General features: G+C 37.9%; 11 protein-coding genes. 10 read left to right on the forward strand and 1 reads right to left on the reverse strand.

What is annotated here, in order from left to right; all coding sequences use genetic code 11:
* The 6 genes from meaB to V7068_RS14370 form a co-directional block, all read left to right on the forward strand.
* On the forward strand, window positions 1-1,080 hold a 1,080-nt coding region (meaB, locus tag V7068_RS14345), incomplete at its 5' end, for a methylmalonyl Co-A mutase-associated GTPase MeaB (protein ID WP_499713348.1).
* Between the two features lie 197 nt (window positions 1,081-1,277).
* Window positions 1,278-1,715: a BrxA/BrxB family bacilliredoxin gene (locus V7068_RS14350; RefSeq protein WP_499713349.1), complete on the forward strand. Its 438-nt coding sequence runs from the start codon at window positions 1,278-1,280 to the stop codon at window positions 1,713-1,715.
* A 273-nt stretch (window positions 1,716-1,988) separates the two neighbouring features.
* On the forward strand, window positions 1,989-2,792 hold the full coding sequence (locus tag V7068_RS14355) for a transporter substrate-binding domain-containing protein (RefSeq protein ID WP_499713350.1): 804 nt from the start codon (window positions 1,989-1,991) through the stop codon (window positions 2,790-2,792).
* A gap of 177 nt (window positions 2,793-2,969) precedes the next feature.
* Window positions 2,970-3,638, forward strand: a complete 669-nt coding sequence (locus tag V7068_RS14360) for an amino acid ABC transporter permease (protein ID WP_499713351.1) — start codon at window positions 2,970-2,972, stop codon at window positions 3,636-3,638.
* The gene (locus tag V7068_RS14365; protein WP_499713352.1) at window positions 3,631-4,353 is read left to right on the forward strand and encodes an amino acid ABC transporter ATP-binding protein; all 723 of its coding nucleotides are present in this window, start codon (window positions 3,631-3,633) and stop codon (window positions 4,351-4,353) included. Before V7068_RS14360 ends, V7068_RS14365 begins: the two co-directional genes overlap by 8 nt.
* Before the next feature lie 174 nt (window positions 4,354-4,527).
* A complete protein-coding gene (locus V7068_RS14370; protein ID WP_127761266.1) occupies window positions 4,528-5,499 on the forward strand; it encodes an aromatic acid exporter family protein in 972 nt (323 codons plus the stop codon).
* Between the two features lie 174 nt (window positions 5,500-5,673).
* Here V7068_RS14370 and prli42 read toward each other — a convergent pair whose 3' ends face one another.
* Complete coding sequence (gene prli42 / locus V7068_RS14375; protein ID WP_164853271.1) at window positions 5,674-5,769, reverse strand: stressosome-associated protein Prli42; 96 nt, start codon at window positions 5,767-5,769, stop codon at window positions 5,674-5,676.
* A gap of 176 nt (window positions 5,770-5,945) precedes the next feature.
* Between prli42 and mce the strand changes: the two genes are divergently transcribed.
* The 4 genes from mce (at window position 5,946) to gnd (ending at window position 10,912) form a co-directional block, all read left to right on the forward strand.
* Window positions 5,946-6,350: a methylmalonyl-CoA epimerase gene (mce, locus tag V7068_RS14380; protein ID WP_119115441.1), complete on the forward strand. Its 405-nt coding sequence runs from the start codon at window positions 5,946-5,948 to the stop codon at window positions 6,348-6,350.
* A gap of 14 nt (window positions 6,351-6,364) precedes the next feature.
* On the forward strand, window positions 6,365-7,915 hold the full coding sequence (locus V7068_RS14385; protein ID WP_127761265.1) for an acyl-CoA carboxylase subunit beta: 1,551 nt from the start codon (window positions 6,365-6,367) through the stop codon (window positions 7,913-7,915).
* Between the two features lie 135 nt (window positions 7,916-8,050).
* Window positions 8,051-9,172 (forward strand): tripeptidase T, encoded by a 1,122-nt coding sequence (locus V7068_RS14390; RefSeq protein ID WP_499713353.1) that lies wholly within the window; start codon window positions 8,051-8,053, stop codon window positions 9,170-9,172.
* A 327-nt stretch (window positions 9,173-9,499) separates the two neighbouring features.
* On the forward strand, window positions 9,500-10,912 hold the full coding sequence (gene gnd, locus V7068_RS14395) for an NADP-dependent phosphogluconate dehydrogenase (protein WP_499713354.1): 1,413 nt from the start codon (window positions 9,500-9,502) through the stop codon (window positions 10,910-10,912).
* The last annotated feature ends 211 nt before the right edge of the window (window positions 10,913-11,123 follow it).

Here is an 11,123-nt window from a genome sequence, read left to right on the forward strand (position 1 = left end):
GGTTTTAATTCTTCAATCATGAAAGGGGTCGAGTTAGCTGCCGACCAAAATCAAGCGTCTAAAAACCGTTTTCTTAAAAAACAAAGGGAATCCATTTCGATACCGGATATTAAAGCAGGTATTCTCAAAGGAGAACGCGCGAAACTTGCAAAAGGAATTACTCTAATTGAAAGTAACGCAGCGCACCACTTTGAGCTGGCTCAAGAGCTATTGCAATCTATTTTGCCGCACACGGGGAAATCTTTACGAATCGGGATTTCCGGTGTGCCGGGGGCTGGAAAAAGTACGTTTATTGAAGCATTTGGGACCTATTTATGCAGCTTAGGTCATAAAGTAGCTGTACTTGCTGTCGATCCAAGCTCATCTGTAAATGGCGGCAGTATTCTAGGAGATAAAACAAGAATGGAAGAGCTGGCGAGAAATCCTCGCGCTTTCATTCGCCCTTCTCCATCTGAAGGAACTTTAGGTGGGGTTCATCGAAAAACGCGTGAAACAATGCTTCTTTGTGAGGCAGCTGGTTTCGATGTTATCCTTATTGAAACAGTTGGGGTTGGACAAAGTGAAGCGATTGTTCGTGGGATGGTTGACTTTTTCATGATGCTTGCACTAACTGGAGCAGGTGATGAGCTGCAAGGGATGAAAAAGGGAATTATGGAATTGGTTGATGGCATCGTTGTGAATAAAGCAGATGGAGATAATCTTCCACGTGCTATCAAAACGCGATCGGAGTACAGCCGAATTCTTCATTTCTTACAGCCTGTAACAAAAGGCTGGATGTCTAAAGCTCTGACATGCTCTGCCGTTACAGGTAAAGGCATTGATGATGTTTGGAATATGTTGCAGGAGTTTTCTGAAACAACGAAGCAATCAGGAGTATTTGAAGATCGAAGAAGAATGCAATCGAGAGAGTGGTTCCATTCCTTAATTAATAGTCAACTTCATCAACTGTTTTATAAGAATAGTACGATTAAGCAATTGTTGCCTGTCCTTGAAAATCAAATCATGGCAGGGGATCAAACGATTACAAAAGCTGTTCAAGAAGTATTTCAAACGTTTTTAGACACTTTCGAAAAGAAATAAGGGAAGGGGACTCTACAGATGATGAGGAGTCCCTTTTTTTTGTCAAATCAGAAAGTATTTTAATATATTGTAGTGGACTGACTGCCAGCATGTACAGGGGGAACCAAGGAGCTTTTGCTTTTCTTAAGTAAATTAATTGAATCAGTGAAAATCAATTGTTATGATAGAGGAGAAACGAATATGGAAGGGGTATGGAGATGGGAATGGATTTTAATTTCTTAATGAATGATGTGGTAAAAACAGCACGTGATGAGATTGCGAAAGCTGGATATACAGAATTAAAAACAGAAGAAGAAGTAAACGAGGCGTTAGCACAAAAGGGAACGACACTTGTTATGGTAAACTCCGTTTGTGGCTGTGCAGGTGGAATTGCTCGTCCTGCTGCGGCATATGCGATGCACCATGATAAACGCCCGGATCAATTTGTAACTGTCTTTGCTGGCCAAGATAAAGAGGCTACGGCACGCGCTCGTGAATATTTTGAAGGATATCCGCCATCATCGCCATCATTTGCTCTATTGAAAGACGGGAAAATTTTAAAAATGGTGGAACGTCATGAAATTGAAGGACATCATCCAATGTCTGTTGTTGAGAAGCTTCAATCGTATTTTGATGAATATTGTGAGGAAGTATAAGATCCGTTTTTACGGATCTTTTTGTTTTGTATAGTTTTCTTTAAGATGAAGGACACTATAGCTACATTATCAGCTCTTTCAATATTGTTCTATAGTAATTAACTGAAAATTTTTAACTATAAATTAATTTACCAATATATTGCATCATCATAAAAGTGTGTTAAAATACATGGGAGTGTATGAATATTAACGGAATGATTATTTGAACAGCGCACAATTACACTTTGACACATACTAACATAACAAGAAAAAAGTTATAGGAGGAAAATAACTATGCAATGGAAAAAGCATTTTATGTTACTAGTTACTTCTATCTTATTGGTAGGTATTTTAGCAGCATGCGGGAATTCCGAGAAAGATGAAGCTCAAACGGGTGAGAACGAAGAGAAAAAAGTGTTAAAGCTAGGAACATCAGCAGATTATGCACCATTTGAATTTGTAGATACAGCAAAGAGCGATGAAATTATTGGATTAGATATTGATATCGTTAATGCCATTGCAGACAAGCTTGGCTATGAGATTCAAGCTCAAGATATTGATTTCAATAGTTTACCTACAGCACTTGAAAATGGCACAGTCGATCTGGTTGCTTCAGCGATGAATGCTACGGAAGAACGTAAGAAAACGTTAGATTTCAGCGATAATTATTATTCAGCTGCTAACATGATTGTAACAACAAAAGATAGCAATATTAAAACGGTGGAAGATTTAAAAGGTAAGACAGTGGGTGTTCAATTAGCATCTGTACAAGAAGAGCTTGCAACTAAATTAAATAAAGACGGCATTACTATGACGATTGAAAAACGCAATCGTGTGAATGAAATTGTACAAGAATTAATGGTAGGTCGTGTCGATGCAGCTATTATTGAAGATGAAGTGGCAAAAGGACACTTAGCTAATAATGAAACATTAGTAGCACATACGATTAAAACAGATGAAGAAGCAGAAGGTTATGCAATCGCTTTTCCAAAAAACAGTGATTTAACCGAGCAGTTTAATGCTGAATTGAAAAAAATGAAAGAAAGCGGCGAACTCGATGAGTTAATTGCTAAATGGATGAATAGCGAAAATAAATAATATACAGAGAGAAAAACGTTCAGAATGGGATTGTAAACCTTCTGAACGTTTTTCCGCGCTTTATGATAAAGCCATGTTAAAAAGATTGTTGGTTACATGTCATGAGCTAAAAATCAACAGATTATAGCATATAGCCTGTGATGAATGAATCAAAAGAGCTAATATGTTTTGGAGAGGATGAATAGGTTGAATCTAGATTTTGAAAGGATTATACCGTCGATTCCTTACATCTTGGAAGGGATACCGACGACACTGCAAGTCGTCTCGGTCGCAGCGGTTATTGGATTTATATTAGGGATTATATTGTCTATTTTAAAAATTAGTAAAATTAAACCATTAAATTGGTTTGCTGATTTTTATACATCGATTTTTCGAGGAACACCGCTCGTTCTACAATTGATGTTAATTTATTTTGGATCGCCGCAAATATTAGGTATCCAAATTGAAGCGTATGAAGCAGCTTTTTTAGCATTTGGGTTAAACTCGGCTGCTTATATCTCGGAGATTATTCGTGGAGGAATTCAAGCAGTTGATAAAGGGCAGAGAGAAGCTGCTCTTGCACTTGGAGTTCCTGAATCTCAAATGATGCTGAATATCATTTTACCTCAAGCAATTAAAAATATTTTACCAGCACTTATGAATGAATTAATTTCGTTAACAAAAGAATCAGCTGTTGTAACGATTATCGGTCTTGCGGATATTATGCGTCGCGCGTATATTGTTGGGGGAGAAACGTATAAATTTTTCGAGCCGATTCTTGTAGCTGGATTAGTTTATTATGTCATGGTTATGATTTTAACGGTTCTTGGTAAGTTGCTCGAAAGGAGAATGAGACGCAGTGATTAAGATTGAAGATTTGCATAAAAGTTACGGCAAACTTGAAGTGTTAAAAGGGATTAGTACAGAAGTGAAACAAGGTGAGGTCGTAGCCATTATTGGTCCATCTGGATCGGGAAAATCGACTTTTTTACGCTGCATCAATATGCTTGAAACGCCTACAAGCGGACATATTTGGTTTAAAGATCAAGACATTATGAATAAAAAGACGAATATTATGAAGGTCCGTGAAAATGTTGGGATGGTGTTTCAGCATTTTCATCTCTTTCCTCATAAGACGGTGCTGCAAAATTTAACGTATGCTCCGATGAAGGTAAAGAAAATGTCAAAAGAAGCAGCGGAGAAGCAGGGTCGTGAGCTGTTACAAAAGGTTGGCTTGGCTGATAAGGAAGCAGTTTATCCAAATCGTCTTTCTGGCGGACAAAAACAACGTGTCGCTATTGCACGAGCGTTAGCCATGAACCCGGAAGTGATTCTATTTGATGAACCGACGTCAGCGCTAGATCCCGAAATGGTCAAAGAAGTACTGGCTGTTATGAAGTCGCTTGCTGACTCGGGAATGACCATGTTGATTGTGACACATGAGATGGGTTTTGCCCGTGAAGTAGCAGATCGCGTACTCTTTTTAGATGGAGGGTTGCTAGTTGAAGATTCAGCACCAACTGAATTTTTCTCTCAGCCAAAAAGCAAACGTGCGCAAGAATTCCTGGAAAAAGTTTTATAGTTTTGTAAAAAAAGGTGATGAATGTATCACCTTTTTTTATTTTTGTAAAAAAAAGGATAAATATGTTGTAAGTTAATAAAAAATTTAGTATTTTCCTAAATAAAGGACTATAAAATTGTCGAATTTGCTGATAGTATTATAATAGAAGTAAAGAAATCCAGGTGATACATAACAATGTTTAAAATCGGTTATCGAACGATTAAAACGGCATTAGGTGCTACTTTAGCGATTGTTCTTGCCCAATTATTAAATCTGGATCATTTTCCTTCTGCTGGTATCATTACGATACTATGTATTCAAGTGACACAGAAGAAGTCTTTAAAAGCCTCTGCATCACGTTTTCTCGCTTGTTTACTAGCAATGGGCTATTCAACCTTATTGTTTGAGTTAGTTGCCTACAACCCATTTACAATAGGATTAATTCTTTTGATGTTTATTCCGACTACGGTGGCATTAAAGGTGAATGAAGGCATTGTCACAAGCAGTGTAATCATTCTTCATCTCTATTCGTCAAATGGTATCACGCTTGACTTGCTCATCAATGAAACCATTTTAATTGCTGTAGGAATTGGAGTTGCGCTAGTCATGAATATATATATGCCTAGTGTCGAGAAAGACTTGAAATCTTATCAGCGAAAAGTTGAAGCGAACTTTAGCGCGATTTTAATGGAAATTGTGAAGTACGTGCGTGATAATGACTACACTTGGAATGGGAAAGAACTGACAGAAACGTCGAAATGGTTAGCAGAAGCGAAAAGCTTAGCTTTTCGAGATGTAGAAAATCATTTCTTACGAGAAGAGGATTATTACTATCGGTATTTTGATATGCGCGAGAAGCAATTCGAAATTATCGAGCGAATTTTACCTCTTGTCACGAACATACCAAGTATTGTGAAGCAAAGTGATATCCTTGCCAACTTTATTCAAGAGTTAGCAGAAAACGTTCATCCGCAAAACACAGCTAGCTTTTATTTGCGGAAGCTGGACGGGATGGAACAAGGGTTTAAAGAGATGCAACTTCCTGTCACACGTGAAGAATTTGAATCGAGGGCGGCATTACTTCAGCTTATGAAGGAAATGGAGAGATATTTATTGCTCAAACATTCCTTTAATGGTAGAAAAGCTGGAATGAAAAACGGCGGCTAGCTTAAACTAAGCAAAAAGAGAAAGGTCATGATTCTTCCTTTATTGCTTAGCTTAACGCTCCGACGGGATTCTTCTTTAAAGATTTTTTAAACATTAGCAAAACAAATATAGAGCCATTCGATGAAACAAGAAAATAGAAAAGAGCGAAGCCATTTGACTTCACTCTTGTTAGCATTACATTAAGAAGGCTATACCTGATAGTAATGTTGTTAACAACATCGAGATTAGCATTAAGTATACGATGATTTTTCTTATTTTTTTATTTTTCATATAGTGCTCTCCTCAATTTCAAATGAATGTGTTTAGCTTTATTGTAACGTGAACAATAATCGGAAACAAGGCTAAATACTTGTCTGAGCAATCTTGAAAAGTTAGAGGGTTTTGTTGGGAAATGTAGAACTATGTTATGTTTCGTTTACTAATTGTACATCATGGAGGGTTAGGTAATGATTAAAAATATCGATCATATTGGTATTGCTGTTCGTTCACTCGAAGAAGCTTTACCACTTTATACAGAAACATTAAAGTTAGAGCTTGAAGGCATTGAAACAGTAGAAAGCCAAGGAGTTAAAGTAGCATTTATCCTTGCAGGAAATACTCGCCTAGAGTTATTGGAAGCGTTGTCACCTGAAAGCCCAATTGCTAAATTTATCGAAAAACGTGGAGAAGGCGTTCATCATGTGGCTTTAGGTGTGGATAACATCGAAGACCGCATTCAACAAATTAAAGAAGCTGGTCTACGTATGATTGACGAGACATCTCGATTGGGTGCCCATCATGCAAAGGTAGCATTCATTCATCCGAAGTCTACAGCGAGTATTTTATATGAATTAACAGAAAGACCTGAATAAGAGGAGGAGCCATAATGAAAGACATCTACGAAACAATTAATGATTTATACGACAGACGCCGTGAGGTTGAGCTTGGTGGCGGTGACGAACGAATTGAAAAGCAGCACGCTAAAGGAAAGTTAACAGCTCGTGAAAGAATTGAGCTATTACTTGATGAAGGTACATTTGTTGAATTAAATCCATTTATTCAACACCGCAGTACAAACTTCGGTTTAGATAAAGCAAAAGGACCTGGAGATGGTGTTGTAACAGGATACGGTAAAGTAAATGGACGTGATGTGTACTTATTCTCACAAGATTTCACGGTATTCGGCGGGGCGCTTGGAGAAATGCATGCTCTGAAAATTGCCAATGTTATGGATTTAGCTGCAAAGAATGGAGCACCGTTTATCGGGTTAAACGATTCAGGCGGCGCGCGTATCCAAGAAGGGGTTGTATCTCTTGATGGATACGGACAAATTTTCTATCGTAACTCAATCTATTCTGGTGTAATTCCACAAATCTCTGTCATTATGGGACCTTGTGCAGGTGGAGCAGTTTATTCTCCAGCGATTACGGACTTCATTTTCATGGTTGAGAAAACAAGTCAAATGTTCATTACTGGACCAAAAGTTATCGAAACAGTTACAGGGGAAAAAATTACGTCTGAAGGCTTAGGTGGCGCAACTGTACATAATACGATCAGTGGTAACGCTCACTTTAAAGCACCAACTGATGAAGAAGTATTAAAAGATGTACGTAAATTATTAAGCTACTTACCGCAAAATAATACAGAGAAACCACCTGTATTAGAAGCAGACAACAATGATGATTACCGTGCGGATTTAACAGATATCGTTCCATTTGAAGGTATCCGTCCTTACGATATTCGTAAAGTTGTTGAGCAAGTTGTGGATGAAGGGTCATTCATGGAAGTACAAGAAGGATTTGCGAAAAACATTGTTATCGGTTTAGCTCGTATTAAAGGTCAATCAGTTGGTCTTGTATGTAACCAACCGAAAGTATTAGCTGGTGGACTGGATATCGATTCTTCTGATAAAGCATCCCGTTTCATTCGATTCTGTGATTCATTTAATATTCCAATTATCACATTCGAAGACGTTTCTGGCTTCTTCCCAGGCGTTAAGCAAGAGCATGGTGGAATCATCCGTCACGGTGCGAAAATGCTGTATGCATATTCTGAAGCAACTGTACCAAAGCTTACAATTATTCTTCGTAAAGCATATGGCGGTGCTTATGTTGCACTTAACAGTAAGTCAATCGGTGCAGACCTTACATTTGCATGGCCAAATGCTGAGATTGCGGTTATGGGATCTGCTGGTGCGGCTAACATTATTTTCGCTCGTGAAATTGCAAACAGTGAAGATCCAGAAGCAACACGTGCAGAAAAAGTTGAAGAATACCGTGAGAAATTCGCGAACCCATACGTTGCAGCAAGCTTAGGAATGGTGGATGACGTTATTGATCCTCGTGAAACACGAATCAAAATCATCCAATCTCTTGAAATGCTGCGCAATAAAAAAGAAGATCGTCCTTGGAAGAAACACGGAAACATTCCATTGTAATACACGATTTTTTCATAGAAGCTCAAGGCATAATGGCCTTGGGCTTTTTTTGTTTTAGCTTTGTTTCACAATATTTGCCGGTTTATTTTCTAAGAAGTATACTAAGGTAGGATAACTTTTTTGGAGGGTATAAAGATGATTAATGAAAATCGTTTAGTAGAAGAATTTTTTGAATTGGTTCAAATTGATTCGGAAACGAAAAATGAAGCAGCGATTGCCAAAGTATTAAAAGAAAAATTTATAGAGCTTGGTTTAGATGTATTTGAAGATGATACAACAGCAATCACAGGTCACGGTGCAGGTAATTTAATTTGTACCCTTCCAGCTACAAAAGAAGGTGTAGATACGATTTATTTTACATCTCATATGGATACGGTTGTACCAGGGAACGGTATTAAACCATCGATTCAAGACGGATATATTGTGTCAGATGGTACGACAATATTAGGAGCGGATGATAAAGCGGGACTTGCAGTGATGTTAGAGGTGCTAAAAGTTATTAAAGAACAAAAGATTGCTCACGGAAAAATAGAATTTATTATTACAGTCGGCGAGGAATCTGGTTTAGTCGGTGCAAAGGCGTTAGATCGTTCATTAGTGACAGCGAAATATGGTTATGCACTAGACAGTGATGGAAAAGTTGGGAATATTATTGTAGCAGCGCCAACACAAGCAAAGTTCGAAGCAAAAGTATATGGAAAAACGGCTCATGCAGGTGTTGCTCCTGAAAAAGGAGTTTCAGCGATTACAATTGCGGCTAAAGCCATTTCTAGAATGCCTTTAGGTCGAATCGATTCTGAAACAACAGCGAATATTGGTCGTTTCCAAGGTGGACAACAAACGAATATTGTATGTGATTACGTTGAGATATTAGCAGAAGCTCGCTCACTTGTACCAGAAAAGATGGAAGCGCAAGTTCAAAAAATGAAGGAAGCTTTCCAAACAGCGGCTGCAGAAATGGGCGGGCGTGCTGAGATCGATGTAACGGTCATGTACCCTGGCTTTAAATATAGCGAAGGTGATCATGTTGTAGAAGTAGCCAGACAAGCAGCAGAGAAGATTAATCGCCCATGTGAATTACAACAAAGCGGCGGTGGCAGCGATGCCAATGTAATTGCTGGATTTGGCATTCCAACAGTTAACTTAGCTGTCGGTTATGAAGAAATTCATACAACAAACGAAAAAATTCCAGTGGAAGAATTAACGAAGCTTGCTGAAATGGTGCTGGGAATTATCGAAGTTGTTACCGGAGAATAATCTGCAAAAAATTTATAAGAGTTTTGGCTTGAGGCGTCTGCAACTATAATTGCAGACGCCTTTTTCGCTATACAAGCAGAACGAAAAATATAATAAGAAACAATCAAATTGATTATATAAACTTCAAAAGGAGTTGTTTTGAACTGAAATTTAATGCAATGGGGAGAATATAATTAAAATGCTCCCTTAAACAATTTTGCGGATGAACATTGTTGATAACATGGCTATTAAAAAGATTATTGACCAGAAATTAAAACATGAAGGCTGAAACAAGGGTCAGAAAAGAACTTCTATATAAGTGAGAAACGAAAAAGAGGTGAATGTCATATGGCAAAGAAACAAATTGGTGTTATTGGTCTTGCTGTAATGGGTAAAAATCTTGTTTTTAATATAGAAAGTCGAGGCTATAGTGTCGCTGTATATAATCGTTCCCGTTCGAAAGTAGAGGAAATGATGAAGGAGTTACAAGGAAAAAGTATTTTTCCAGCCTATTCATTAGAAGAATTTGTTTCTTCCTTAGAGAGACCACGGAAAATTTTACTGATGGTAAAAGCAGGAAAGGCGATAGATGATACGATTTCTTTATTAAAGCCTTTGCTTGAAAAAGGAGATCTTATTATTGACGGTGGCAATACTTTTTTTAAAGACACACAGAGGCGCCACCAAGAGTTAAAGGAGTCGGGCATTCATTTTATCGGGACAGGTGTTTCTGGCGGTGAAGAAGGAGCCTTAACAGGACCAGCTATTATGCCGGGGGGAGAGCAGGAAGCTTATGAATTGGTAGCGCCGATTTTTCAAGCCATTTCGGCCAAAGTAGCAGGAGAGGCTTGCTGTACATATATCGGTCCAGATGGAGCCGGACATTATGTAAAAATGGTCCATAACGGCATTGAATACGGAGATATGCAGTTGATTGCAGAGTCTTACTTTTTATTAAAACATGTACTCAATCTGTCAACTAAGGAACTTCATAAAGTATTTTTCGATTGGAATAAAGGGGAACTTGATAGTTATTTAATGGAAATAACAGCTAATATTTTTAAAAAATACGACAGCGAGACAGGTAAGCCTCTTGTTGATGTTATTTTAGATCAAGCGGGTCAAAAAGGAACAGGCAAATGGACAAGCCAAAATGCATTAGATTTAGGTGTACCACTGTCTATTATTACAGAATCTGTTTTTGCTCGCTATATGTCAGAGTTGAAGAATGAGCGTATGGTCGCAAGTGAGCAATTACAAGGGCCGGAATGCATAGCGTATATTGAAGATAAACAGGCACTTATTGAAAAGGTTCGTCAAGCCTTGTATATGAGTAAAATTATTTCATATGCTCAAGGCTTTGCTCAAATGAAAGCTGCTTCAGAAGAATACGGCTGGAATCTGCAATATGGAGATATTGCGATGATTTTTCGTGGCGGCTGCATTATTCGTGCGCAATTTTTACAAAAAATTAAGGAAGCGTATGATCGAAATCCGAGTTTGGACAATTTGCTGTTCGATTCTTATTTTCAAGGAATTGCAGCAACCTATCAAATGGCTCTGCGTGAAGTGATTGCAACAGCAGTCATGAAAGGGATTCCAGTTCCATGTTTCTCAGCGGCACTTGCTTATTATGATAGTTATCGTACAAAAATACTGCCAGCTAATTTAATTCAGGCGCAACGCGATTACTTTGGTGCCCATACGTATCAACGGGTTGATCAAGAAGGACTATTTCATACGGAATGGATAGAGAAATAGAGTAAGGCTTCTGTAAGTGGGGGAGATTCGTCCCCCACTTAGCTTTTTTGTCTTCGTAAAAGCTTGAGACTGGGATTTCACTATTCATTAAATATGGATTAATCTGTTTTTGGTAAATTCTTAAGACATTTTTTATAGTAAGCAAGCATATAGTTATAGGAAATTAGTTTCATTACTTTTTTTACCAAAATAGTGTATAATAAATGAAAAT

It is taken from the genome of Bacillus sp. JJ634, assembly GCF_036962285.1.
GTDB lineage: Bacteria > Bacillota > Bacilli > Bacillales > DSM-1321 > Peribacillus > Peribacillus asahii_A.